Origin of the sequence: Kitasatospora sp. NPDC088548, from assembly GCF_044753005.1 — a bacterium.
Classification (GTDB): Bacteria; Actinomycetota; Actinomycetes; order Streptomycetales; family Streptomycetaceae; genus Kitasatospora.
This window is the reverse complement of record NZ_JBIVMI010000006.1, coordinates 1-24,971: the sequence shown is the minus strand read 5'-3', so window position 1 is coordinate 24,971 and position 24,971 is coordinate 1. Positions and strand designations below refer to the sequence as shown.

The 24,971-nt window shown below is 74.2% G+C and carries 23 protein-coding genes and 1 pseudogene; 15 read left to right on the top strand and 9 right to left on the bottom strand.

Features of this window, described 5'->3' with window-relative positions; all coding sequences use genetic code 11:
• Nucleotides 1-20: 20 nt before the first annotated feature.
• On the bottom strand, nt 21-788 hold the full coding sequence (map, locus tag ACIP82_RS10445; protein WP_400653039.1) for a type I methionyl aminopeptidase: 768 nt from the start codon (nt 786-788) through the stop codon (nt 21-23).
• Nucleotides 789-914: 126 nt separating this feature from the next.
• Between map and ACIP82_RS10440 the strand changes: the two genes are divergently transcribed.
• Nucleotides 915-1,184 (top strand): helix-turn-helix domain-containing protein, encoded by a 270-nt coding sequence (locus ACIP82_RS10440; protein WP_400652784.1) that lies wholly within the window; start codon nt 915-917, stop codon nt 1,182-1,184.
• A gap of 112 nt (nt 1,185-1,296) precedes the next feature.
• Here the strand turns inward: ACIP82_RS10440 and ACIP82_RS10435 are convergent, their stop codons facing one another.
• Together ACIP82_RS10435 and ACIP82_RS10430 are read right to left on the bottom strand one after the other, a co-directional pair.
• Nucleotides 1,297-2,058, bottom strand: a complete 762-nt coding sequence (locus ACIP82_RS10435; protein WP_400652783.1) for an SDR family NAD(P)-dependent oxidoreductase — start codon at nt 2,056-2,058, stop codon at nt 1,297-1,299.
• 198 nt (nt 2,059-2,256) lie between these two features.
• Nucleotides 2,257-2,838: a TetR family transcriptional regulator C-terminal domain-containing protein gene (locus ACIP82_RS10430; protein WP_363612702.1), complete on the bottom strand. Its 582-nt coding sequence runs from the start codon at nt 2,836-2,838 to the stop codon at nt 2,257-2,259.
• Between the two features lie 256 nt (nt 2,839-3,094).
• Between ACIP82_RS10430 and ACIP82_RS10425 the strand changes: the two genes are divergently transcribed.
• Complete coding sequence (locus ACIP82_RS10425) at nt 3,095-3,583, top strand: DoxX family protein (RefSeq protein WP_363612700.1); 489 nt, start codon at nt 3,095-3,097, stop codon at nt 3,581-3,583.
• A gap of 150 nt (nt 3,584-3,733) precedes the next feature.
• Here ACIP82_RS10425 and ACIP82_RS10420 read toward each other — a convergent pair whose 3' ends face one another.
• Nucleotides 3,734-5,254, bottom strand: coding sequence for a SulP family inorganic anion transporter (locus tag ACIP82_RS10420; RefSeq protein WP_400653037.1), 1,521 nt, complete (start codon nt 5,252-5,254; stop codon nt 3,734-3,736).
• A gap of 973 nt (nt 5,255-6,227) precedes the next feature.
• Between ACIP82_RS10420 and ACIP82_RS10415 the strand changes: the two genes are divergently transcribed.
• Nucleotides 6,228-6,716, top strand: coding sequence for a pyridoxamine 5'-phosphate oxidase family protein (locus ACIP82_RS10415; protein ID WP_363612698.1), 489 nt, complete (start codon nt 6,228-6,230; stop codon nt 6,714-6,716).
• 64 nt (nt 6,717-6,780) lie between these two features.
• On the opposite strand, the gene ACIP82_RS10410 is transcribed toward ACIP82_RS10415, so the two are convergent.
• Nucleotides 6,781-7,242, bottom strand: coding sequence for a MarR family transcriptional regulator (locus ACIP82_RS10410; RefSeq protein WP_363612696.1), 462 nt, complete (start codon nt 7,240-7,242; stop codon nt 6,781-6,783).
• Nucleotides 7,243-7,301: 59 nt separating this feature from the next.
• On the opposite strand from ACIP82_RS10410, the gene ACIP82_RS10405 reads away from it, so the two are divergent.
• From ACIP82_RS10405 to ACIP82_RS10390, 4 genes are all read left to right on the top strand, one after another.
• Nucleotides 7,302-8,414 (top strand): ABC transporter substrate-binding protein, encoded by a 1,113-nt coding sequence (locus ACIP82_RS10405; protein WP_400652779.1) that lies wholly within the window; start codon nt 7,302-7,304, stop codon nt 8,412-8,414.
• A gap of 161 nt (nt 8,415-8,575) precedes the next feature.
• A complete protein-coding gene (locus ACIP82_RS10400; RefSeq protein WP_400652777.1) occupies nt 8,576-10,027 on the top strand; it encodes an APC family permease in 1,452 nt (483 codons plus the stop codon).
• Nucleotides 10,024-11,043, top strand: coding sequence for an acetamidase/formamidase family protein (locus tag ACIP82_RS10395; protein WP_400652775.1), 1,020 nt, complete (start codon nt 10,024-10,026; stop codon nt 11,041-11,043). The genes ACIP82_RS10400 and ACIP82_RS10395 overlap by 4 nt, the downstream gene beginning before the upstream one ends.
• Nucleotides 11,044-11,214: 171 nt before the next feature.
• Nucleotides 11,215-11,703 (top strand): glutathione peroxidase, encoded by a 489-nt coding sequence (locus ACIP82_RS10390; protein ID WP_363612688.1) that lies wholly within the window; start codon nt 11,215-11,217, stop codon nt 11,701-11,703.
• 75 nt (nt 11,704-11,778) lie between these two features.
• On the opposite strand, the gene ACIP82_RS10385 is transcribed toward ACIP82_RS10390, so the two are convergent.
• A complete protein-coding gene (locus ACIP82_RS10385; protein WP_400652773.1) occupies nt 11,779-12,729 on the bottom strand; it encodes a LysR family transcriptional regulator in 951 nt (316 codons plus the stop codon).
• A 96-nt stretch (nt 12,730-12,825) separates the two neighbouring features.
• On the opposite strand from ACIP82_RS10385, the gene ACIP82_RS10380 reads away from it, so the two are divergent.
• The 3 genes from ACIP82_RS10380 to ACIP82_RS10370 are packed head-to-tail and all read left to right on the top strand — an operon-like array spanning nt 12,826 to nt 16,207.
• The gene (locus ACIP82_RS10380) at nt 12,826-13,530 is read left to right on the top strand and encodes a succinate dehydrogenase cytochrome b subunit (protein WP_400652772.1); all 705 of its coding nucleotides are present in this window, start codon (nt 12,826-12,828) and stop codon (nt 13,528-13,530) included.
• A complete protein-coding gene (locus tag ACIP82_RS10375) occupies nt 13,527-15,473 on the top strand; it encodes a fumarate reductase/succinate dehydrogenase flavoprotein subunit (RefSeq protein ID WP_400652770.1) in 1,947 nt (648 codons plus the stop codon). Before ACIP82_RS10380 ends, ACIP82_RS10375 begins: the two co-directional genes overlap by 4 nt.
• Nucleotides 15,470-16,207, top strand: a complete 738-nt coding sequence (locus ACIP82_RS10370; RefSeq protein ID WP_363612680.1) for a succinate dehydrogenase/fumarate reductase iron-sulfur subunit — start codon at nt 15,470-15,472, stop codon at nt 16,205-16,207. The genes ACIP82_RS10375 and ACIP82_RS10370 overlap by 4 nt, the downstream gene beginning before the upstream one ends.
• 50 nt (nt 16,208-16,257) lie before the next feature.
• On the opposite strand, the gene ACIP82_RS10365 is transcribed toward ACIP82_RS10370, so the two are convergent.
• Both ACIP82_RS10365 and ACIP82_RS10360 read right to left on the bottom strand, forming a co-directional pair.
• A complete protein-coding gene (locus tag ACIP82_RS10365; protein WP_400652768.1) occupies nt 16,258-18,093 on the bottom strand; it encodes a sulfatase in 1,836 nt (611 codons plus the stop codon).
• Nucleotides 18,090-18,734: a PadR family transcriptional regulator gene (locus tag ACIP82_RS10360; protein WP_400652767.1), complete on the bottom strand. Its 645-nt coding sequence runs from the start codon at nt 18,732-18,734 to the stop codon at nt 18,090-18,092. Before ACIP82_RS10360 ends, ACIP82_RS10365 begins: the two co-directional genes overlap by 4 nt.
• 94 nt (nt 18,735-18,828) lie before the next feature.
• Here ACIP82_RS10360 and ACIP82_RS10355 point away from each other — a divergent pair, with 94 nt between their 5' ends.
• Together ACIP82_RS10355 and ACIP82_RS10350 are read left to right on the top strand one after the other, a co-directional pair.
• Nucleotides 18,829-19,806 carry a formylglycine-generating enzyme family protein gene (locus ACIP82_RS10355; RefSeq protein WP_400652766.1) on the top strand — a complete coding sequence of 326 codons (978 nt, stop codon included), beginning with the start codon at nt 18,829-18,831 and terminating at the stop codon, nt 19,804-19,806.
• A 330-nt stretch (nt 19,807-20,136) separates the two neighbouring features.
• A complete protein-coding gene (locus ACIP82_RS10350; protein WP_400652765.1) occupies nt 20,137-20,448 on the top strand; it encodes a hypothetical protein in 312 nt (103 codons plus the stop codon).
• 52 nt (nt 20,449-20,500) lie between these two features.
• On the opposite strand, the gene ACIP82_RS10345 is transcribed toward ACIP82_RS10350, so the two are convergent.
• Nucleotides 20,501-21,496, bottom strand: coding sequence for a DUF2797 domain-containing protein (locus tag ACIP82_RS10345; RefSeq protein WP_400652764.1), 996 nt, complete (start codon nt 21,494-21,496; stop codon nt 20,501-20,503).
• Between the two features lie 179 nt (nt 21,497-21,675).
• Between ACIP82_RS10345 and ACIP82_RS10340 the strand changes: the two genes are divergently transcribed.
• The 3 genes and pseudogenes from ACIP82_RS10340 to ACIP82_RS10330 all read left to right on the top strand — a co-directional run.
• Complete coding sequence (locus ACIP82_RS10340) at nt 21,676-22,347, top strand: hypothetical protein (protein ID WP_400652762.1); 672 nt, start codon at nt 21,676-21,678, stop codon at nt 22,345-22,347.
• Between the two features lie 166 nt (nt 22,348-22,513).
• Nucleotides 22,514-24,682, top strand: coding sequence for a restriction endonuclease (locus ACIP82_RS10335; protein ID WP_400652760.1), 2,169 nt, complete (start codon nt 22,514-22,516; stop codon nt 24,680-24,682).
• 190 nt (nt 24,683-24,872) lie between these two features.
• Nucleotides 24,873-24,971, top strand: a pseudogene (locus tag ACIP82_RS10330) (ABC transporter ATP-binding protein); the annotation flags it as partial.

Below are 24,971 nucleotides of genomic sequence, written 5' to 3'. Positions count from 1 at the left end.
CTCCCGGCGCCGGGGCGGCCCTACGGCAGGGTCAGGACGCGCGGGCCGTCCTCGGTGATCGCCACGGTGTGCTCGATGTGCGCGGCCCGGCTGCCGTCGGTGGTGCGCAGCGTCCAGCCGTCCGGGTCGGTGCAGTAGTCGTCCCGGCCGCCGGCCGTGAGCATCGGCTCGATGGCGAGCACCAGCCCGGGCCTGAGCGGGTAACCCCGGCCCGGGCGGCCCTCGTTGGGCACGTGCGGGTCCTCGTGCATCCGCCGCCCGATCCCGTGGCCGCCGAAGCCCTCCGGCAGGCCGTAACGGGCGCCGCGCGCGACGCCGGCGATCGCGTGCGCGATGTCGCCGGTCCGGTTGCCGACGACGGCCGCGGCGATCCCGGCCTCCAGTGCCCGCCGGGTGGCGTCGATCAGCTCCCGGTCGCCCGGCCTCGGGAGGCCGACGCTGAAGCTGACGGCGGAGTCGCCCGCCCAGCCGTCCAGCACCGCGCCGCAGTCGATGCTGACCAGGTCGCCGTCGCGCAACCGGTAGCCGTCCGGGATTCCGTGCACCACGGCGTCGTTGACGGAGGCGCAGATCACCGCGGGGAACGGCACCGGCGCGAACGACGGCCGGTACCCGAGGAAGGGCGAGGTCGCCCCGGCGTCGCGCAGCACCCCGCGCGCCACCTCGTCCAGCTCCAGCAGGCTGACGCCCACCGCCGCCGCGCCCTCCACGGCGGCCAGGGCGTCGGCCACCACCCGCCCGGCCTCGCGCATCGCGGCGAGCGCCGGATCCGACTTGAGCTCCACCATGGTTTCGACTCCCCTCATCAACCCAATTCTTATACCGGTATTTGTATCACGCTCCCCGGCCCTCCCCACTCCGGCCCGCCAGCACCTCGCTCCGCCTCCCCCGCCGCACCCCCTACTATCGAAGCCATGGTGAGGACTCCACTGACACCCTGGGAGCGCGAGCGCGGCGAGCGCTTCGGCGCGCTGCTGCGCGAGGCGCGCGGCGAGCGCAGCATGGTCGAGGTCGCGGCGGCCGCCGGCGTCTCCGCGGAGACCCTGCGCAAGATCGAGACGGGCCGCGCGCCCACTCCCGCCTTCTTCACCATCGCCGCCCTGGCCTTCGCCCTCGACCTCTCCCTCGACGAACTCGCCGCCGCCTGTGCCCTCACCGACGACGCGCAGGCGCTGTCCGCGTAGAGCACGGCCGGACGGCCGGACGGCGGCGGATGCCGCCACTCGACCGTCCGGGGCCGTTCGGGGCCGGGGCTCAGGGCTCAGGGCTCAGGGCTCAGGGCTCAGGGCTCAGGGCTCAGGCCGTGATGCCGCCGTCCAGGACGAGGTCGGCGCCGACGGTGAAGCCCGCCTCGGGGGAGGCGAGATGGAGGACGGCGGCGGCGATCTCCTCGACGGCGCCGGAGCGGCCGACGGGGACCTGGACCTTCATCCGGTCGGCCTTCTCGGCGGCGCCCTCGCCGGGGCGGGTGGACATGGCGGTCTCGACCGGGCCGGGGCTGACCGAGTTGATCCGCACGCCGTCGCCGATGTGGTCACGGGCCGCACTGCGGGTGAGGGTGCTGATGGCCGCCTTGGAGACGGCGTAGGCACCGAGGCCGGGCAGCCGCAGGTGAACTCCGAGGTTGGAGGCGATGTTGACGATGGCGCCGCCACCGTTGGCCCGCATGTGGGCTATCTCGTACTTCATGGCGAGCCAGGTGCCGGTCAGGTTGGTGTCCAGGACGCGCCGCCATTCGTCCTCCTCCAGGTCCGCGACGGGTGCGGGGGTACCGAGGATCCCGGCGTTGTTGACGGCGACGTCCAGACCGCCGAAGTGCTCGACGGTCTCCCGGACCAGACGGGCGGCGTCCTGACTGTTCGTCACATCGGCGACCAGGGCGACGGCCTTGCCGCCCTCCCGCTCGACCAGGCCGACCGTCTCAACGAGCGAGCTCCCGGTGCGGCCCGCGACGGCGACCCGGGCGCCCTCCCGGGCGAAGGCGAGGGCGATGGCGCGGCCGATGCCGCTGCCGCCACCGGTGACGAGGACGGACTGGTCGGCGAATCGCGTGGTCATGAGAAGTGCTCCTTGGCAACCCTGGGGAAGGGGCGGATGCGGATCCGGGAACGGCGGCGACGCCCGCCCAGGAGGTCGCACAGACCCCAGATATATTGATCGTTCGGTCCAGTATTGAGCCAGAAAAATGGCCGGTCCACGAAGAGGACCGGCGACGGGACGCCGACCGGGCACACCCCGGCCGGCACCGCGAAACCCTCAGTCCAGCAGCGCCAGCGCCAGCTCGGCCGCGTCGTGCAGCCGGGCCGCGCCGTCGCCGACCTTGCCGATCACGCGCATGCCCTGCATCAGCACCAGCAGCATCCGCGCCAGCGCCCGCGGATCACGGCCGCCGGGCAGCTCCCCCTGCGCCTGCGCGCGAACCAGGGCGGCGGCGAGCACCGTCTCCAGGTGGCCGAGGCTCGCCTCCACCCGGCGAGCCGCGGCCGGTTCGTGCGGGGCGAGTTCGACCGCCGTGTTGGTGACGAAACAGCCGCGCCTGAGATCGTCCTCGGCGGCCTCCCGCGCATAGCGGCGGACCAGCGCGCGGACGGCCGGCAGCACCGGCCCGGGCTGGGACAGCTCGGCCAGCAGCACCGGCTCGTTCTGCTCGCCGTAGCGCTCCAGCGCGCGCAGATAGAGCTCGCACTTGCTGCCGAAGGTGGCGTAGATGCTGGCACGGGCGATCCCGAGCTCCTCGACCAGGTCGGCCATCGAGGTGGCCTCGTAGCCGCGCCGCCAGAACAGCTCAAGAGCCGACTGGAGCACCGCGTCGGGGTCGAATTCCTTGGTACGCGCCATGCCTGAACGCTATCCCTATCTAGATCGATCGGTCAAGAAAGGCCGCAGCCACTCACCGCTCTTCGCGCCCCGCGCGATCCGACGCTCCCCGGCACCCACCGGCGCGCCCCGGCGCACCGCTTCGGACCCCGATCCGCCCCGGGCTCGCGACAACCCGGCATAAGCAACAGTTAATTGACGACACATTGTCAAATGGACTAGACCACCGCTAGCTTTGCTCCACCATTCCTCCTCCCCCCACAGGAGGCGCTTCCCCATGTCAGTACACCCCCGACACGCGGTGGACACCGCCCGACCCCTCGTTCTGACGGCCTTCCGGATCGTCGTCGGACTGCTCTTCGCCTGCCACGGAGCCGCCTCGCTGTTCGGCGTGCTCGGCGGTGTCAAGGGCGGCGGCTCCGTCCCGGCCGGCCAGTGGCCCGGCTGGTGGGCCGCGCTGATCCAACTCGTCGGTGGCGGACTGGTCCTGGCCGGTCTCGGCACCAGGGCCGCCGCGCTGCTCTGCTCCGGCTCCATGGCCTACGCCTACTTCACCGTCCACCAGGAGCACGCCCTGCTCCCGATCCAGAACGGCGGCGAGGCCTCGGTGATGTTCTGCTGGGCGTTCCTCGCGATCGCCGTGCTCGGCCCGGGTCCGTTCGCGCTGGACCGCCTGCTGCCCCGACGGGTCGGCGGCCGGGGAGCCCGAGCCGGGGAAGGGACCGATCGCACCCGGCACGGCTCGCAGCCGACGCCGACCGGCTGACCGGCTGACCGGCTGACCGGCCGGCCAGGCTGAAACCCGCCCGGTCGAAACCGAACCGGGCGGAACCGAACCGGACCGACGAACGCCCAACCGCCCCGGCCGCCCGACGGATCTTCCGAAGGGCGGCCGGCTCGGCTCCGTCGCCGCCCGTCAGACCACGGTGGGCAACGGCGGCTCCACCGCCAGCGGCGCGGAGCTGCGCGCCCGGTGCTGCGCGGCCCAGGCGGCGAGCGCCACCGCACAGGCGTGGTCGAGATGGCGCAGCCCCGACCAGTCGAGTTCGACCGGGCGGTCCGCCGGCAGCTTCTCCAGCGTGTCCAGCAGCCGGGGCAGCCGCAGGAAGGTGGCATTGCCGCTCAGCCGCACCCGCAACGGGCGCTCCCCCGGTTCCTCCCCGGGCCCCCCGGGCAGGTCCTCGACGCCGATCTGCAGGTGGGAGGTCTGCCAGGCCGACTTGACCACCGCCAGGCCGATCCCGATCAGCACCCCCTCGAACAGATCCGTGGTGATGATCGCCACCGCCGTCACCCCCAGGACCACCGCCTCCCCCCGGTGCTCCCGGCAGAGCCCGACGATCCGGCGGACCGGGACGAGCTTGGCACCCGCGTGTACCAGCACGGCGGCCAGCGCCGTCAGCGGGACGAGGCCGAGCACGCCGGGCAGGAACGCGGTGAACAGCAGCAGCCAGAGCCCGTGCAGGGTGCGCGAGACCTTGGTCCGGGCGCCCGCCTGGACGTTGGCCGCGCTGCGCACGATCACCGCCGTCATCGGGAGCGCGCCGAGCAGCCCGCAGAGCGTGTTGCCGACGCCCTGGGCGGTCAGCTCCCGGTCGTAGTCGGTGCGCGGGCCGTGGTGCATCCGGTCGACGGCGGCCGCGCTGAACAGGGTCTCGGCGGAGGCGATCAGGGTGAAGGCGAGGACGGTGCCGAGGCCCGCCGTGCCGGCCAGTGCGCCGAGCGCCCCGCGCTCCGGCAGATGGACCACGTCGAGCAGGCCGGAGACCCGGACCCGGGCCACCGGCAGGTCGGCGGCGGCCGTGACGGCGGCGGCGAGGCCGACGGCGGCCAGCGGCGCCGGCACGGCCTGGGCCACCCGGGCCGGCAGGTACTTCCAGAAGGACAGGACCAGCAGGGTCGCCACGCCGAGGGCGACCGCGCTCGGGGTGGCCGCGCCGGTGACGGCGTCGCGCAGCAGCGCGGGCAGGCCGGCGATCTTCTCGGGCCCGGTCGCGGGCGCCCTGCGGTCGGCGAGCGCGTACAGCTGGCCGAAGAGCAGGGTCAGGCCGATGCCGGCCAGCATGCCGTGCACCACGGAGGCGGACATGGCGCGGAACCAGCGGCCCAGGCGTAAGGCGCCCATGGCCAGTTGGAGCAGCCCGGTGGCGAGCACCAGCACACCGAGCGCACCGGCGCCGTACTCCCTGACCGCCTCGTAGACCAGGACGGTCAGCCCGGCGGCCGGTCCGCTGACCTGGAGGCTGCTGCCGGGCAGCGCGCCGACCACCAGGCCGCCGACGATCCCGGTGACCAGCCCGAGTTCGGCCGGGACGCCGGAGGCCACCGCGACGCCGACGCAGAGCGGCAGGGCGACCAGGAAGACCACCAGCGAGGCAGGCAGGTCGTACCGCCAGGGGACGGCCCGCAGCGCGCGGACGGGGGTGCGGTGGCGCAGCGAGCGGCGGGGGCGGGCGCTGCCCGGCGGGGCGTTCTTGCGGGGGCGGCCCGGCGGGCTCTTGGGCCGGCGGGGCAGCGCGCTCACCGGGCCACCGCCCGAAGGCGGGCGGTGCGGGCGAGGCCGGGGGTGGGGCGGGCAGGGAGACAGCAGGCGTGGCGGGTCATGGGTACGTTCCTTCCGCGCGCCCGCCGCTGCGGGCGCGCTGCTGCTGGTCGCGGCGTGGCGGACCAGGGGGCGCGGTGGTGGACCGGACGGCGGAGACGACATCGGTGCGGCGGCCGACCGGGCGGGCCGGGTGGCGGCGGTGGGCGTCGTGTCGGGTCGAGTCGGGTCGGCTGCGGTCAGGGGAGGGCGTCCCTCGATCGGGTAAGGGCGTACCGGGCGCGCTGGTCCTGAACGGGACACGACGGCCGGGGCTTCCCCCGCCCCCGGGCCGACCCCCATCCCCCCTGCCGCAACCCCGGGGCGGTTCCCCCGGTCCCGCCGCGTGTGAGGCTCCTGCCTCGCATGCGGCAACACCCTTGGGAGAAGCCCAAGTTGAACATGGCAACCATGACAGGCCCGGCGTGCCACCGACGGTACCCAGGAAGCCGGAGCGGGCCAACCTCGCACACCGTCCCTTCACGCCCGCCACACACCGGACGCGCTTTCCGGCCCGGATCGGACCTCCGGCTGGGCACGCCAGTTCGGCGGCCGGACAGGTGCACGAACAGAGCCCGCACCGAGCCGCCCCGCACCGGCCCCACCCGGATCGCCGGCGCGCGGCACCGGATCCCGCCTGTGCACGTGCCGGTCGACACACCGCGCCTGGGCCCGACCCACCGGGCGCGGCGGAACTTCGGCATCGGCTTCCGGGTCAGGCCGGAGTTCGGGGTACGCGTTCGGGGCGGCGACTGTGCGGGTACGTAGCAGGAGCCGCCCGCGCGCGCCCGCTGCGCGCGGGGCTTCCGCACCCCGGGAGGCCCACGCCATGTCCTTCAGCATGAGCGCCACCGAGCGCGAGAGCTTTCTGGCCGCCGTCCACGTGGGCGTCCTCGCCATCGCCGACGAGGGCATCGAACCGGACCGGGGCGTCCTCGCCGTCCCGATCTGGTACTCCTACCGACCCGGTGGCGTACTCACCATCCTCACCGGCCGCCACTCCGCCAAGGCCCGCCGGATCAGGGCCGCCGGCCGGTTCGCGCTCTGTGCCCAGCAGGAGGAGCCGCCGTGCCGCTACGTCAGCGTGGAGGGCCCGGTGGTGGAGATCGAGGACCGGCTCGATCCCGCCGAGCGCGCCGCCCTGGCCCACCGCTACATGCCGCCCGCCACCGCCCGCGCCTACCTGGCCGCCACCACCGAGCAGCTGACCGCCGACATAGCCATCCGGATGCGCCCCGAGCACTGGTACAGCGCCGACTTCGCCGCCGTCGCCGCGCGCCTGGACGGGAGTGGCACGCCACCGGTGGAACACCGGTAGGGCTTGTCCGCACGAGGACTCCCGGAGAGGGCGCCCGGGTCGGTCCCGGGGCGGCCGTGACCGCTCAGGCGCCGGTGAGGTGGCGCAGCAGGGGCCCCGGGTCGGCGGAGCCGCAGGCGGTGCGGACGGCGGCGTCGTGGGCGGCGGCGAGCGCGTCGAGGCGGGTGAGCCGGGTGTGGCCGCGGCGGGAGAGGTGGGCGGTGATGCGGCGGCGGTCGCGGTCGTCCTGGCGGCGGTAGACCCAGCCGGCGTCGGCGAGGGCGTCGACCACGCGGCTGAGGCTGGCCTGCGGGATGAGCAGGGCGTGGGCGAGGTCGCCCATGGAGTGGCCGTCGCCGTCGGCGAGGGCGCGCATGACCCGCCACTGGTCGAGGGTGCAGCCCTCCGCCTCCAGCTGGGCGGCGAGGCCGCGGGCGAGACGGCGCTGGGCGACGGTGAGGAGTTCGATCAGCAGCGGCTCACCGGCGGCAGGACCGGCCGGAGCGGCGGAAAGGGTCTCGGCGGCGGCGGAGGTGTCTGTCGTCATCGCCTTGCCTCTTTCCCCACCGCTTGCCGGAATCGCTGCCATGACCATACTCGCAAGCGATGAGCGCCGACGTGAAGTTGTTCGAATCGCTCGACGCGCTGCACTCCCCCCGGGAGGCACCGGCGCTTCGGGTGGGCCTGGTCGTGCCGCAGTCCGGGCCGCTCGGGCTGACCGGCCCGTCCGCGCTGGACGGTGCCCTGCTGGCCGCGCACGAGGTGAACGCGGGCGGCGGGGTACGCGGGGTGCCACTGGAGCTGGTGCTGGTGGACGGCGGGGCGGAGCCGGCCGCGGTGGCGGGCGAAGTGGCGCTGCTGCTGGCCGCGGGCGCGGTGGACGCGGTGGCCGGCTGCCACTCCAGCGACGTGCACCGGGCTGTGGAGACGGTGACGGCCGGGCGGACCGCGTACGTGTTCACCCCGCCGCACGAGGGCGGCACCCGGCTGGCCGGGGTGGTCTGCACCGGCGCCACCCCGGACCATCAACTGCACGCCACCATCGAGCAGTTGACTACCAGTCACCAGATTCGCCGCTGGGCGCTGGTCGGCAACGACTACATCTGGCCGCGCGCGGTGCACCGGGCGGCCGGGGCGGCGATCGCCCGCACCCCGGCCCGGGTGGTGCTGGCGCGTCACCTGCCGTTCGGGGCGACGGAACGGGCGCTGGAGCCACTGCTCGACGCGGTCCGCGCCACCCGGGCCGACGCGCTGCTGCTGAGCCTGATCGGCCGGGACCTGGTGCGGTTCAACCGGGCGCTGCGCCGCAGCGGCCTGGACCGCCGGCTGGTGCGGCTCTCCGGCGCGCTGGAGGAGAACAGCCTGCTGGCGTACGGCGGCGACGACACCGGGACGCTGTACGCGTCGATGCCGTCGTTCGCGAACCTCACGGAGGAGCGGCGGCTGCGGCTGGCGGAGCAGCACCGGGCGGTGTTCGGACCGTACGCGCCGGTGCTGGACGCGTACGCGGTGGGCCTCTACGACGGACTGCACCTGCTGGCGGCGCTCGCGGCGCGCGGCGAGCTGGTGCCGGACGGGCTCGCGGGGGCGGCGCTGCGGCTGCTGCACGGGGAGGACGCGGCGACCCGGCGGGCCTGGGCACGGGCACCGCTGGGCCCGACGCGGGAGCGGGTGCACCTGGCGCGGGCGGAGGGGCTGGGCTTCACCGTGCTGTCCTGACGGGCGTCCGCGGAGGCCCCGGCGGGTCCGGCGGCCCGGGGGGCGCCCGCCCGCCCGGCGCCACGCCCGGCACCTCACCCGGGCCGAAACTCTTCCATTTGGAAATAACTGCCTCTACTCTCTCCCCCACCACCCCAGGGTCGTCACGGGAGAGAGCCCCCATGTCCGAAGCACCCGCGCCCCAGAACATCGAGAACTACGGCTACCGACAGGAGCTGCGCCGCTCACTCCGCTTCACCGACCTGCTGGTCTACGGTCTGGTGTTCATGGTGCCGATCGCCCCGTTCGGCATCTTCGGCAGCGTCTTCCAGGGCTCGGGCGGCATGGTCGCCCTGGCCTACGTGCTCGGGATGGTGGCGATGATGTTCACCGCCCTCTCGTACGCGCAGATGTCGCGGGCCTTCCCGATGGCAGGCTCGGTGTACACCTACGCGGGCCGGGGCATCGCGGCGCCGATCGGGTTCCTGTCCGGGTGGATGATCCTGCTGGACTACGTGCTGGTGCCCGGCCTGCTCTACCTGATCGCCGGCGTGGCGATGAACTCGCTGGTGCCCGCGGTGCCGGTCTGGCTCTGGCTGGTCGGCTTCGTGCTGCTCAACACCGCCGTCAACTACCTGGGCGTCGAGATGACCGCCCGGGTCAACAAGGCGATGCTGATCGGCGAACTGGTGGTGCTGGCCGTCTTCATCGCCGTCGGCCTGGCCGCCCTCGCCTCCGGCAAGGGCCGGGGCTTCGACCTCACCCCGCTGTACAACCCGCACACCTTCTCCTGGAGCCTGGTGTTCGGGGCGGTGTCGATCGCGGTGCTGAGCTTCCTCGGCTTCGACGGGATCTCCACCCTCTCGGAGGAGAACCGGGACTCCGCCCGCGCGATCGGCCGCTCGATGATCGCCGCACTGCTGCTGGCCGGGTCGCTGTTCATCGCCCAGACCTGGATCGCCTCCCTCCTGGTGCCAGACCCGGAGGCACTGATCGGCCAGGGCGACCCGAACGGCACCGCCTTCTACGACGCGGCCCGCACCGCCGCCGGCGGCTGGCTCGCCACCCTGACGGCCGCCGCCACCGCCGTCGCCTGGGGCTTCGCCAACTCCCTGGTGGCCCAGGCGGCCACCTCGCGGCTGCTGTACGCGATGGCCCGCGACCGGCAGTTGCCCGCCTTCCTCGCCAAGGTCCACCCGCGCCACCGCGTCCCGGTCAACGCCACCCTGCTGACCGCCGGGGTCTCGCTGCTGCTCGGCCTCTACACGGCCTCCCGCGAGGACGGCATCACACTGCTCAGCACCCTGGTGAACTTCGGGGCGCTGACCACCTTCCTGGTGCTGCACGTGTCGGTGGTGGTGCACTACCTGATCCGCTCGCGCAGCCGCGACTACTGGCGCCACCTCGTCGCCCCGGCCATCGGCTTCGTGATCCTGGCGTACGTGGTCGTCAACGCCGACATCGCCGCCCAGCGGCTGGGCTTCGTCTGGCTGGCGCTCGGCCTGCTGGTGCTGACCGGGCTGGTCGCCACCGGACGCCGCCCGCGTCTGGCGGTCGCCGACCCGGGCACCGGCGCCGATGCCGATACCACTCCCAGGACCGCCGCCGGCCCCCTCCCGAAGGAGAACCAGTGAACCTGCCCGACATCGTCTCCCTCACGCCCGGCCCGGAGGAGTACGCGTACACCTTCGGCGGCCGTGCGCCGCTGGTGACCGTCCAGCCCGGCACCGTCGTCGAACTCACCACCGAGGACTGCTTCGGCGGGCGGGTACGCGGCTTCGGCGACCTGCCCAGCCAGGTCTGCGACTTCCCCTACCTGAACCCCGTGACCGGCCCGATCGCGGTGGCCGGCGCCGAACCGGGCGACACCCTCGCGGTGCACTTCGTGGAGATCACCCCCGCCCGGGACTGGGGCGTCTCCAGCACCTTCCCGCACTTCGGCGCGCTGACCGGCACCCACACCACCGCGCTGCTGCACCCGCCGCTGGAGGAACGGGTCTGGATCTACGAGCTGGACACGGCGGCCGGGGTCTGCCGGTTCCGGGCCCGGAACAGCGACTTCACCGCCGAGCTGCCGCTGGACCCGATGCACGGCACGGTGGGCGTCGCCCCGGCGGCCGGCGAGACCCTGATGTCGATCACCCCGGGCGCGCACGGCGGCAACCTCGACACCCCGGAGATGCGGGCCGGCACCACCGCCTACTTCGGCGTCAACGTGCCCGGCGGACTGCTGGCCCTCGGCGACGGCCACGCCCGCCAGGGCGAGGGCGAGGTGTGCGGGACGGCGGTGGAGACGGCGATGCGCACCACGGTGGTGATCGACCTGGTCAAGGGCGGCGGACCGGCCTGGCCCCGGCTGGAGAACGACCGGTACCTGATCTCCACCGGCTCGGCGCGGCCGCTGGAGGACGCCTTCCGGATCAGCCAGCACGACCTGGTCGGCTGGACGCGCGCCCTGCTGGGCCTGGACGAGCTGGACGCCTACCAGCTGGTCAGCCAGGCCGGGCTGGCCCCGGCGGCCAACGTCTGCGACACCAACTACACGATGGCCGCCAAGCTGCCCAAGTCCCTGCTGGGCCGCGCCCACGCGTACGACGGCCTGCACGAGCGGCTGCGCGCGACGGCCACCGCCTACCTGCGGCACCGCTGACGGCGGCGCCGGGACCGCCGGGCGCCCTGCCCGGTGGCCCGTGGTCACCGGGCCACCGGGCAGGACACCGCCCGGACCGGGCCCACCCGGTCGTGGGCGACGGCCTCGGGGGCGGCTACCGTACCGAGACGAGTCCCGTCCCGACACCCGACCATCCCGAAGGGGACCTACGTGAGCCTGTACGACATCCCGCTGCGCACGCTGTCCGGCGAGGCCGCCTCGCTGGGCGACTACCGGGGCAAGGCCCTGCTGATCGTCAACGTCGCCTCCAAGTGCGGTCTGACGCCGCAGTACGCGGGCCTGGAGCGGCTCCAGGAGCGGTACGCCGGGCGCGGTTTCACCGTGCTGGGCTTCCCGTCCAACCAGTTCGCCGGTCAGGAGCCGGGCAGCGCCGGGGAGATCCGGACCTTCTGCTCCACCACCTACGGCGTCACCTTCCCGCTGTTCGAGAAGACCGACGTCAACGGTGAGGACCGCCACCCGCTCTACGCCGAGCTGACCCGGAGCGCCGACGCCGAGGGCCAGGCCGGGGACATCACCTGGAACTTCGAGAAGTTCGTCATCGCGCCGGACGGCACCGTCGCCGCCCGGATCCGGCCGCGCACCGAGCCGGAGTCGGACGAGGTGACCGCCGCGATCGAGGCCGTGCTGCCGGCCTGACGGCCCGTCGAACGGCCCGTCCGACGGCGGGGCGAGGGGCCCGGGACCACGCGGTGGTCCCGGGCCCCTCGCCTGTCACGGCCCCAGCAGCAGCCGAGTCCCCGGCGGCAGCTCACCGTCGCGGGCCGCGCCGCGCAGATGGGAGAGCAGTGTCTCGCGCAGGGCGGCCGCCGCCCTGGTCAGCGGGACCTCGTGGCCGTGCGCGACGGCGATGGTCCGCCCGAGGCCCGGGCCGGCGAACGGGGTGACGACGAGCCCCGAGCGGGCCGCGACCATGCCCGGCAGCACGGCGGGCCCCAGCCCCGCCCGGACGAAGCCGAGCACCGCGTCCATCTCGCCGCCCTCCACCGCGAACTCCGGCTCGAACCCGGCCTCCCGGCAGGCCGCCAGCGTCGCCTCCCGGAGGTCGTAGCCCTCGCGGAACATCACCAGCGGCCGCCCGCGCAGCTCCGCCACCCGCGCCCGGCGGCGCGGCCCGGCTTCGGCTTCGGCTTCGGCTTCGGCTTCGGCGGAGACCAGCACCAGCTCCTCGTGCAGCAGCTCGGTGACCGCCAGCGCGGGCGCCGCCTCACCGCTCGGCGGTGTGATGATCAACGCGACGTCCAGTTCCCCCGCCGCCAGGGTCCGGACCAGGTCCCGCGAGCCGCCCTCCCGGACCACCAGTGCCACCCCCGGGTAGCGGTCCCGGAAGAGCCGCAGGACATCCGGCACCAGGCTGGTGCAGAGGCTCGGCGGCGCCCCCAGCCGGACCCGGCCGCGGCGCAGCTGCACCGTCTCCTGGACGGCCAGCCGGGCGCTCTCGGTGTCCGCGAGGATGCGCCGGGCGAGTGGCAGCAGCGCGTCGCCGGCGTCGGTGAGGGCGATGTTGCCGCGGGTGCGATGGAACAGTTCGGCACCCAGCTCCCGCTCCAGTGCGCGGATCTGCTGCGAGAGCGAGGGCTGGGCGACATGGGCCGCCTCGGCCGCCCGGGTGAAGTGGCGGGTCTCGGCGACGGCGAGGAAGTAGCGGAGTTGCTGGAGCTGCACCCGGCCAGGATAGGCACACTCGATAGGCACCGGCTATCGTCGCGAGCCGCATCATGTCTTGGACGCACCCACCCGGCCGTCCCTACCGTTGTCGCCATGACAACCGCGACTCGGACGGGCCGGCATCCGTCCACCCTGGCGACCCTCTGGCGGTCGACCGTCGGCAAGAAGGCGGTCATGGCCGTCAGCGGACTGGTCATGCTGCTGTACCTGGTCGCACACATGCTGGGCAACCTCAAGGTCTTCTTCGGCCCGGACGACATCAACGGCTACGCGGCGTGGCTGCGCACCCTCGGCCAGCCCTTCCTCGGCCACGAGTGGTTCCTCTGGATCGCCCGGGCCGGCCTGCTCGCCGCCGTCCTGCTGCACGGCGTGGCCGCGTACCAGCTCAGCCGGCGCGACCTCGCGGCCCGGCCGAGCAAGTACGTGCACCAGCGGCGGCGGGCCAGTTACGCGACCCGCACGATGCGCTGGGGCGGGGTGATCCTGGCGCTGTTCATCGTCTGGCACATCCTGGACCTCACCACGCTCACCGTGAACCCGGCCGCCGAGCACGGCCACCCGTACCAGAACATCGTGGCCTCCTTCTCGAACTGGTACAGCTGCGTGATCTACGTCGTCGCGATGCTGGCCGTCGGTCTGCACATCCGGCACGGCTTCTGGAGCGCCGCGCAGAGCCTCGGTGCCAACAACGCCCGCCGGGACCGGGCGTTGAAGCTGACCGCCAACGGCCTGGCCCTGGTGCTGACCGTCGGCTTCCTGTCCGTCCCCGTGGCCGTGATGACCGGAGTGGTGAGTTGAGCGCCTACAGCGACTACCGCGTCGGCGAGCCGATCGCCGACACCAGGGCCCCCGCCGGGCCGATCGAACAGCGCTGGGACCAGCGGCGGTTCGACGCCAAGCTGGTCAACCCGGCCAACCGGCGCAAGCACACCGTGATCGTGGTCGGCACCGGCCTGGCCGGCGGCGCGGCCGGTGCCACCCTCGCCGAACAGGGCTACCACGTGGTGCAGTTCTGCTTCCAGGACTCCCCCCGACGGGCCCACTCGATCGCCGCCCAGGGCGGCATCAACGCCGCCAAGAACTACCGCAACGACGGCGACTCGATCCGCCGGCTCTTCTACGACACCGTCAAGGGCGGCGACTTCCGCGCCCGCGAGTCCAACGTGCACCGGCTCGCCCAGGTGTCGGTGGAGATCATCGACCAGTGCGTGGCCCAGGGCGTCCCGTTCGCCCGCGAGTACGGCGGCCTGCTGGACACCCGCTCCTTCGGCGGCGTCCAGGTGTCCCGCACCTTCTACGCCCGCGGCCAGACCGGCCAGCAGCTGCTGCTCGGCGCCTACCAGGCGCTGTCGCGCCAGATCGCGGCCGGGAACGTCGAGATGCACCCGCGCACCGAGATGCTCGACCTGCTGGTGATCGACGGACGGGCGCGCGGCATCGTCGCCCGGGACCTGGTGACCGGCGCGGTCTCGACCTACACCGCCGACGCGGTGGTGCTGGCCAGCGGCGGCTACGGCAACGTCTTCTACCTCTCCACCAACGCCAAGAACTCCAACGCCACGGCCGTCTGGCGGGCCCACCGGCGCGGCGCCTACTTCGCCAACCCGTGCTTCACCCAAATCCACCCCACCTGCATCCCGCGCTCCGGCGAGCACCAGTCGAAGCTGACCCTGATGAGCGAGTCGCTGCGCAACGACGGCCGGATCTGGGTGCCCTCGGCCAAGGGCGACACCCGGCCGCCGGCCGAGATCCCCGAGGCCGAGCGCGACTACTACCTGGAGCGGATCTACCCGTCGTTCGGCAACCTCGTCCCGCGCGACATCGCCTCCCGGGCCGCCAAGAACGTCTGCGACGAGGGCCGCGGTGTCGGCCCCGGCGGGCAGGGCGTCTACCTGGACTTCGGTGACGCCATCCGCCGGCTGGGCCGGGACGCCGTGGCCGCCAAGTACGGCAACCTGTTCGAGATGTACGAGCGGATCACCGCCGAGGACCCGTACCGGGTGCCGATGCGGATCTACCCCGCGATCCACTACACCATGGGCGGGCTCTGGGTCGACTACGACCTGCAGACCACCGTCCCCGGCCTGTTCGCGGTCGGCGAGGCCAACTTCTCCGACCACGGCGCCAACCGGCTCGGCGCCAGCGCGCTGATGCAGGGGCTCGCGGACGGCTACTTCGTCCTCCCGCCGACCGTCAACGACTACCTCGCCCGCAACCCGCTGCCGGCCGTTCCGGACGACCACCCGGAAATCGCCGCGGCCGAGGCCGATGTGACGGACCGCCTGAACCTGATCCTGGCGGTGGACGGCGACCGGACGCCCGACTCCTTCCACCGCGAACTGGGCGAACTCCTCTGGGACGAGTGCGGGATGGCCCGCGACGAGGCCGGCCTGCGCCGCGCCCTCGCCCGGATCCCGCTGCTGCGCGAGGAGTTCTGGCGTCGGATCAAGGTCCCCGGCACCGGGCAGGAGCTCAACCAGTCGCTGGAGAAGGCCAACCGCCTGGTCGACTACTTCGAGCTGGCCGAGCTGATGTGCCTGGACGCCCTGCACCGCGCGGAGTCCTGCGGCGGTCACTTCCGGGTCGAGAGCCAGACCGAGGACGGCGAGGCGGCCCGCCGCGACGAGGAGTTCTCCTACGCCGCCGCCTGGGAGTTCACCGGCACCGGCACGGCCCCCGTCCTGCACCGCGAACACCTCGACTTCGAGCACGTCCACCCCACCCAGCGGAGCTACGCGTGAACCTCACCCTGCGCATCTGGCGCCAGGCGGGCCCGGAGGCACCGGGCTCGATGACCACCTACCAGGTCAGCGGGATCAGTCCCGACATGTCCTTCCTGGAGATGCTCGACACCCTCAACGAGGAGCTGATCACCCGGGGCGACACCCCGGTGGCCTTCGACCACGACTGCCGCGAGGGCATCTGCGGCGCCTGCGGCATGGTCATCAACGGCCAGGCCCACGGCCCCGAGCGGACCACCACCTGCCAGCTCCACATGCGGCACTTCACCGACGGCGACACCATCGACATCGAGCCGTGGCGGGCCTCCGCCTTCCCGGTGGTCAGGGACCTCGTGGTGGACCGCTCGGCGTTCGACCGCATCATCGGCTCCGGCGGCTACATCACCGCCCCCACCGGCAGCGCCCCCGACGCCCACGCCACCCCCGTGCCCAAGGCGGCCGCCGACACGGCCTTCGAACACGCCGAGTGCATCGGCTGCGGCGCCTGTGTCGCCGCCTGCCCCAACGGCTCGGCGATGCTCTTCACCTCCGCCAAGGTCGTCCACCTCAACGTCCTGCCGCAGGGCGCGCCCGAGCGGAAGTCCCGGGTGCGGTCCATGGTCGCCGCGATGGACGCCGAGGGCTTCGGCGGCTGCACCAACACCGGCGAGTGCGCCACCGCCTGCCCGAAGGGCATCCCGCTGCCCAGCATCGCGGCGATGAACCGCGAGTTCCTCCGCAGCGCGACGGGCTGACCGGCCGGCCGAGGGCCCTCGCCACCGGGTGGCGGGGGCCCTCGGCGTGCTCAGCCCCGGGCGGCCCCGTCGGCGGTCCCGTCAGCGGCCCCGTCAGCGCTCCCGTCGGCGGGCGGGACGGCGGGCAGGACGGCGAGGGCGTCCGCGAGGAGGCGCAGCTGGGCGGGGCGGACGGAGGGGCCCATGGCCGCCAGGCGCAGCGGGCTCAGCGCGCCGAGCATCGCCCGGAGGCCGGGGGCGGCGAGCATCGGCAGCTGGTCGAGGACGGCGGCGCGCGCCCGGTCGTCCTGGAGCAGGACGCGCAGCGGGGTGTGGACGGAGAGCGGGGTCTCGGGGAACTCGGCCGGGTCGGGCAGGGGTTCGGCGGCGGCGCGGGCCTGCGGCTGCTGGGCGCGGGCGAGCAGGTGCTCTGCGGTGACCGGCCCCTCGGCGGGCAGCCCGAGGCGTTCGAACTGGTCCGCCGGGGCGTCGCTGTCCCGCAGGGCCTGGGTGAGCAGGGCTGCCAGCCGGAGTTCGAGTTCGTCGTCGACCAGCGGGTTCTCCTGCCCGGGGTCGGTGTCGAGGTCGAACAGCAGGGTGCCGAAGGCGTACGGGTTGCCGAAGGACTGGGCGGGCAGCCGGAGCACGGGGACGCCCTTGGTGAAGGGCAGCGGCGGTTCGAGGGTGGCGGCGGCCAGCTCCTGCGGGCTGAAGTGGCCGCGCATGTGGGTGGGCATCAGGGTGTGCTCGTGGAGCGGCCGGTTCGACGGGTCCTTGCAGGCCCGCATGTAGACGTAGCGGCCGTCGGTGACGCTGACGTGGCCCCCGAAGACGCCGAACAGGCCGTGCGGCCGGACGGGGGTGTCGTGGGCGACGGTGTCGGCGAGCGGCCGGCCCTGCATGTCGGGGGTGCGGTGGACGCCGAAGAACTCCAGCAGGGTGGGGCCGAGGTCGATGGTCTGGACGAGGGCGGCCCGGCGGCCGGTGGCGCGGGTGCGCGGGTCCCAGATGAACAGCGGGGTGTGGATGTTCTCGTCGTACCAGGGCTGGATGTTCTTGCCCCACCAGCCGCGCTCGCCGAGCAGCAGCCCGTGGTCGGTGCAGACGATCAGCAGGGTGTCGTCCCAGAGACCGTGCTCGTCGAAGGCGTCGAGGACCCGGCCGAGGGAGTCGTCGCACATGGTGAGCAGCGCGGCGTACTCGTTGCGGGCGTGCTCGACCGCCTCGGGGGTCTCGGTGACGCGCTTGTAGTCCGGCCAGTCGAAGTGCGGGCCGTCCCAGTCGTGCGGGTAGTGCTTCTTGTGCTGCTCGTAGGAGTAGAACGGCTCGTGCGGGTCGAAGCACTCGATCTGCAGGAACCAGCGGTCGGCGTCGCGGTTGGTGGCGATGAACTCCAGCCCGGCGTCGAAGGTGCGGGTCTGGGGGTGGTCGGCGAGGTCGGCCAGGTACTGGCGGTTGACCCAGTCCTGGCGCCACATCGGGCCGTCGCGCCAGGACAGCGTCTCGGGGATGTCCGGGTCGGCGACGTGGCCCTTCCACTTGTCGCCCTCCTGGCCGCGGAAGAACTCGTAGCTGTCGTAGCGGTTGTGGTAGGTGGCGCCGCCGTCCTCCCAGTAGTGCTGGTGGTCGGTGACCAGGTGGGTGTAGACGCCGGAGCGGCCGAGCAGGTCGGGGACGGAGTCGTCGAAGGGCTCCAGCGGGCCCCAGGAGCGGTGCAGGAAGTTGTAGCGCCCGGTGTGCATCTCGCGGCGGGCGGGCATGCAGGGCATGCTGCCGCCGTAGCAGTTGTCGAAGGTGGCGGCGCGCTCGGCGAGCCGGCTGAAGTTCGGGGCGAGGGTCCAGTCGCAGCCGTAGGGCGGCAGGAACCGCCGGTTGAGGCTGTCGAACATGACCATGACGGCTTTCACCGGGTGTCGTCTCCTTCGGTGGGCGGCGGGGCCGCGGACGTGCGGACGGGGTTCAGCGGGGTGCCGGCGGCGCCCTGGGCGTTCTGGGCGTCCTGGAGCAGCCTTCGGGTGCGCTCCAGCCAGTCGATCCAGGCGTCGACGGCGGAGGTGCCGTACTGGTGGGAGAGCTCGCGGATCAGGCGGATCCGGTAGGCGTCGGCCTCCGGGGTGCCCTCGGGGAAGGCGATGCCGCGGTCGCGGCCGCGCGAGGTGGCGACCTGGTGGCGGCGGTAGGCGAGTTCGGTGTCGATCAGGCCGGGCAGGACGTCGGGGGCGAGCATCCCGGCGAAGAAGAACCGGGTCATGAAGTCCGGGTCCTGGAACCGGCTGGTCGGCCGGTAGGGCGAGCGGGCCTCGGCCAGCAGCTCGGCCCGGCCGGCCTCGGTGAGGCGGTAGACCTTGGCGTCCGGGCGGCCGTCGCGCGGGTCGACCTCGAACTCGACCCAGCCCTTCTCGTTCATCCGGTTGAGCAGCCGGTAGATCTGGCTCTGGTGGACGTTGGAGCGGACGAAGCGGCCCTCGCTCGCCAGCCAGTGGCGCAGGTCCCAGCCGCTGCGCGGATGGAGGGCCAGCAGGCCCAGCAGGACATGGTCGAACTTCACGGGCGGGTCGCTCTCTTCCGTCGTCCGGCGGACGGACGGCTCCGCCCACCTAGATGAATAGTCACCTAGGTGAAAAATGCTATAGCTTGAGGCCATGAGTCAACCCCCGCCGAGGAAGGCGTGCTGTCTGCCGGACCGGCCGGCCGGCCCCGTCCGGCCGCCGGAGCCCCCGCCGTCACCCGCCGCACTGCGGCCCGGGCACCGGCAGATCGAACTGCCCGGCGGCGCCTTCGCGATGGGCGACGCGTTCGGCGAGGGCTACCCGGCGGACGGCGAGACGCCGGTGCACACCGTGGAGCTGCCGCCGTTCGCGATCGACGCGACGCCCGTCACCACGGCGATGTTCGCCGCCTTCGCCGAGGCCACCGGCCACCGCACCGACGCCGAACGGGCCGGCTCCTCGGCCGTCTTCCACCTGTTCGTCGTCGCCGAACCGGCCGACGTCCTCGGCCGCTCCCCCGCCGCGCCCTGGTGGACCGAGGTGCGCGGCGCCGACTGGCGGCACCCGTACGGCCCGCTCAGCGACACCGCCGACCTGGCCGACCACCCGGTGGTGCACATCAGCCACCACGACGCGCTGGCGTACTGCCGCTGGGCCGGGCGCCGGCTGCCCACCGAGGCCGAGTGGGAGTACGCCGCCCGCGGCCCGCACCCCGGGCTGCGCTACCCGTGGGGCGACGAACTGCGCCCGGACGGCGCGCACCGCTGCCGGATCTGGCAGGGCCGGTTCCCGGATCTCCCCAGCGGCGAGGACGGCTGGTACGCCACCTCGCCGGTGGGCGACTACCCGCCCAACGACTTCGGTCTGTACGACGTGGCCGGGAACGTCTGGGAGTGGTGCGCCGACCGCTTCGACCCCGACTGGTACACCCGTTCGCCCCGGTACGACCCGCGCGGACCGCGGGAGGACCGGGACGGGCGGGGGCGGCGGGTGCTGCGCGGCGGCTCCTACCTGTGCCACGACTCGTACTGCAACCGCTACCGGGTGGCCGCGCGGACCGGCAACACCCCGGACTCCACCAGCGGCAACTGCGGCTTCCGGACGGTGGCCGACGGCGTCCCGACCCGCTGAGGCGCGCGGGGCACCGGGGCGCGCGCGGGACGTGCACGGAGTGCGCAGTAGATATGGGGGCGCACGCCGGACGGTCGCACGCGCCCCGCAGGAGTGGTGCTTCGTCAGCGCCGGTGCTGCACACCCGGAATTCGCGCTACGGTGGTTCCCGCGCTACGGAGGGTTGCATATGCCCGAGGTTCAGTCCTGTTCCGGGTGTGGCGGGTCCGGAGGGACCGAGAAGACCGAGGCCACGGTCGGGCTGGACGAGGAGAGGAACATGGTGCCGGAGATCCACACCTTCTGGTCGCCGTGCGGCCGGTGCCACGGATCCGGAACGGTGATCGTCGGATGAGGCTGGTCTTCGAGTGCGTCGAGTGCGGCGGCCATTACCTGCCGCCCGAGAGCATGACGTATCCGGACGGGCCCGCGTCCCCGCTCTGGTGCTCGCGCTGCCAGGAGGCGAAGCGGGCGGCGGGGGTCGGCGAGGACCGGCTGCTGGCGCGGCTGGCGCTCGCCGCCGCGCGGGCCTCGGTCGCCACCCGCGCGGTGTGCCCCCCGGAGAGCGCCGAGCCCGCCCGGCCGGATGTCCGGCCCTCGCGGCCGCCGCTTTCCCGCCGGGCGCGGTCCGGCCCGGGCGGGGTACGCAGCAAGCTGCTCTGAGCGGGGCCCTCGCCCTCGGCGTGGGGGCTCTCCGCGCGGGGGCCGGGGCGGGTCAGAAGAGCGCCTCCTGGGCGTCCTCCTCCCTCGGCCGCACCCGGGTACGCAGGGCCAGGCCCTCGGGCCGGCGCCCGGTCACCGGGGTGAGGGTCCACCCGGTGAGCAGCCGGGTGTCCAGCAGCAACGGCGTACTGTCGGCGGCGTCCACCGCTCCCCCCGGGGTCTCCGGGCGCCCCTGGGTCCCCTGGATCTCCTGGGCCTCCGGCGGGTCGAGGAAGAGGTGACGGCCGATGGGCGGCCGCAGCGTGCCCGCGACGACGGCGCCGGAGGCGAGCCCGGTGACCTGCCGGTAGGCGGCGGGGGCGCCTTCGGCCAGGCCGAACAGGTCGATGTGGTCGGTGACCGGGCGGGCGGGCAGGAGCTCCACCGCGTGGCCGTGGAGCAGCCGGTGGGCCTGGCCCCGGGCGTCGGCCAGGATCGCCCGGCGCCCGTCCGCGTCGCCGTGCCGCCACCAGTGGTCGAGCTTGACCCGGCTGGTGAAGCGCTCCCGGGCCAGGCCCGCGGCGGCCACGGTCAGTTCGGCACGCCGGACGGCGGGCAGGCCGCCCCGGGCGGCGAAGATGTAGGCCAGGGCGCCCTGTTCGAGCAGCCGGCTGGTGCCGCGCTGCTCGGCCGTGAGACCGACCTTCAGCAGGCCGTCGCCGAACCAGGCGAGGTAGAGCAGGTAGGTGCGGCCGTCGTCGAGGATCTGGTCCCGGGCGAGGGCGAGGCCGCGGTCGACGCTCTGGCAGGCGGCGCACTGGACGGCGCCGCCGTCCGGGTCGATGGTGGCCCGGTGGGGGCAGGGGGTGCGCTCGGGCATGCCGGCGATCCACGCGCCGGTGCAGCGGCGCGGCCCGGTGAGCAGCCAGCCGACCTCGGTGCCGGGCGCGGCGGCGCGTTCGTGCACCCGGCCGCCGTTGACGGCGCTGAGCACCGGCCGGCCGTCCTTCCAGTGCAGGCCGGTGGAGATCCAGCCGGTGGGCCGCTCCGGCCGCTGCTGTGGGTTCACGCTCGTCCTCCCGTACGAAACAGCGAGGTTACCCGCTGCCCCGGACAGTCCCGCCGGGCGGCCGTCGGGACAGCGGGCGCCACCGGGGCGACGCCCCGCCGTCGGGGCCGGTGAGCAGGCCGTTCACGCACCCCGGAAATCCGCTCGGCGGCCCGGCCGGCCGTTGGTACCGTCCCGCCATGATCGAAGAAACCGCCCCGGAGGCCCCCGGGCCCGTCACCGCCGACGACCTGGCGCTCACCCTGCGCCTCGCCACGGCCGCGCTGCGCGGCGCTCCCGAGGACGCCGACTGGTCCCGGCCCGCCGGAGCGCTGGCGTGGGACTGCTGGGCCACCGTCGAGCACCTGGCCGACGATCTGCTCTCCTACGCGGCCCAGCTCGGGCCGGGGGCCCCGCCGCTCGACCGCTACGTGCCGTTCCTGACGGTGCGCCACGCCCCCGGCGCGCCGAACGGCTTCGTCCACGCCGAGCGCGACGCGGGCCCGGCCGGACTGCTCCAGGTGCTGGAGGCGAGCGGTGCGCTGATGGTCGCGATGGCCCGCACCGCCGCGCCCGGGACCCGCGCGTACCACCCGTGGGGCGTCTCGGACCCGGCCGGGTTCACGGCGATGAGCCTGGTGGAGACGCTGGTCCACGTGCACGACGTCACCCAGGGCCTCGGTCTGCCCTGGCAGCCCCCGGCCGGCCCCTGCCGGCGCACCCTGGCCCGGCTCTTCCCGGACGTCCCCCTCGGCCAGGGCGCCGACCCCTGGCAGACGCTGCTCTGGGCCACCGGCCGGGCCGGGACGCCCGGGCGCCCGCGTCGCACCGACTGGCGCTGGTACGCGGAAGTACCGTCCGCGGGGCGGTAGGTGCACTGACCACGGAGGTCGGTGACGGCGCCCCCGCCCGCGGAGGCCGCCGCAGGCCGTGGGCGCTTGGGCGGTTCGCCCGTCCACGTTCTATTGTGGCGGGCGCGGTGGTGGCGCGGCCGGGAGGCGGCGCGCCGGGGCCGGGTGCGGAACGAAGGGGTGGACGGTGGCGGGGCGGCGGAACAACGGGGTGCTGGCGGTCTGGGCGGAGGCGCAGCGGCAGCAGCAGCGCCGGGAGGAGGCCCAGTGGCGCGCCCAGACGGCCGAGCAGCGGCGGCGCGAGCGCGAGTCGCGCGAGGCCCAGCGGGCGGCGACCCGGGGCGAGCGTGAGGCGCTGCGGGCGTACCAGCAGACGCGGGAGGCGGAGGTGGCCCGGCGGACGGCCGAACTGGACGCCCGGGTCGAGGAGTTGCGCGGGCTGCTGCCCGCCGGTCTGCGGCAGCCCGCGTTCAGCCCGCAGGCGCTGCTGGCGCCGCAGGCGCAGCCGCCGTTCGAGCCGGGCCGGCTCGGCGAGCCGGTGCCGATGCCGGACCAGGCGCACTACCAGGTGCCGCCGCCGGACCAGGTCCAGGCCCGCAACCCCGGGGTCTGGCGGCAGTACGAGCAGTACGTGGCGCAGGCCCGGGCCCGGTTCGAGCAGGACTGGTACGCGGCGCAGGCGGCCGAGGCGGACCGGCAGCGGAGGCTGGCCGACTACCACCAGCAGTACCTGGACTGGGTCGCCCAGCACCGCCGGCAGGACGAGGACCGCGCCGCCCGGACGGAGGAGCTGCTGCGGCGGCTGCGCTCCGGCGAGGCGGAGGCCGTGCAGGAGTACTTCACCGCCGGGCTGTACGCCTCGGCGGCCTGGCCGGAGGGGTTCCCGCACCGTCTCGTGGCGGCCTGGGAGGTGTCGACCCGCCAGCTGGTGGTGAACTGGGAGCTGCCGGGCCCGGACATCGTCCCGGCGAGTTCGCGGGTGCGCTACGTCAAGACGGACGACCGGGAGGCGGAGGTGGCCCGGCCGGCCACCGAGCGCAAGGCGCTGTACCGGGAGGTGCTGGCACAGAGCGCGCTGCGGGTGGTGGCGGAGCTGTTCCGGGCGGACCGGGACGGGCTGCTGGACTCGGTGGTGCTGAACGGCTTCGTCCGGGGCATCGACCCGGCCACCGGCCGGGAGGCGGAGCGGTTCCTGTCGACGGTGACGGTGTCCCGGGCGGAGTTCGCGGCGCTGGCGCTGGACCGGGTGGCGGCCGTGGAGTGCTTCCAGGGGCTCGGCGGCACCCTGTCGGCGCGCCCGGAGCGGCTGGACGAGGTGCGGCCGGACCGCCTGCCGGAGACGGTCGGCGGCAGTCTGGCCGGGCAGGGCGGCGAGGACGAGCCGGACCTCTTCGAGATGGACCCGATCGAGTTCGAGGAGCTGATCGCCGAACTGTTCCGGCTGCGCGGCTTCCGGGTGATGACCACGGCCCGCAGCGGGGACGCCGGGGTGGACGTGGTCGCCGAGGACCTCGACCCGGTGACCGGCGGACGGATCGTCATCCAGGCCAAGCGCTACCGGTCGACGGTCTCCCCCACCGCCGTCCGGGACCTCGATTCCACCGTGCGCCACCACGGTGCGATCAAGGGCATCCTGGTGACCACGGCCGGATTCGGGCCGGGCTCGTACGACTACATCCGCAACAAGCCGCTGACGCTGGTGAGCGGGCCGGAGCTGGTCGAGCTGCTGGCCGAGCAGGGGCTGCGCGGCCGGCTGGGCGGGGACCGCACCAACGGCGGCGGGCCGGCCGCGGCCGGGGCGGCGGCCCCCGCCGAGCCGGCCGACGGCGTGGCGGCGGACCACCGGACCAGCGTGGAGCTGACCTGGCGCAGCCGCACCGCCGGCGGGGACGCGGTGGAGCTGGACGTCTCGGCGTTCCTCTGCACCTCCGGACGGGTGGTCAGCGACGAGCACTTCGTCTTCTTCAACAACCCGCAGGATCCGGACGGTGCCGTCCGGCTGCACCCCACCCGGTCGGTGCCCGGCGAGCCGGCCCGGGCCGCCCGCGTCACCCTGGAGCTGGGCCGGCTGGCGCCGGGGGTGGACGAGGTGGTGCTCGCCGCCTCCACCGAGGAGGAGGAGCCGCCCGCGGTGCCGCTCGGCTATGTGCACGGCCTCGCCCTGACGGCGGCGTACGGGCCGGGCGCCGCCGGGCCGGAGAGCTGGACGGCCGCCACCGGCGGAATGCCGGACAGCGCGATGCTGCTGGGCTCGTTCCGGCGGACCGGCGGGTCCTGGCAGTTCACGCCGTCCGGCACCGCGGTGACCGGCGGCCTGGCCGGGCTGGCGGTGCACTGGGGCGTCGCGGTCGAGTAGCGGCCGGGGCGGACGCCGCGACCCCTCTCAGGGGCGGATGTCATACCTGAGGATGAGAAGGACCCCCGCCGACCCGCCGGGACGGCGGGGGGTCACCGTCCCCGCGACCGACACATCGCGCCCGAACCGATTGGGAGGATTGAACGGAAGAAGATCATCCGTTCCCGTCCCCAGGAGTCCCCCCGTGACGATGCCCGCAACCGCCGTCCGTACCGGCCGGGCGGCCGCCCGCGCCACCGGTCTGAACAAGGTCTACGGGGAGGGGGAGACCCGCGTCGTCGCCCTCGAC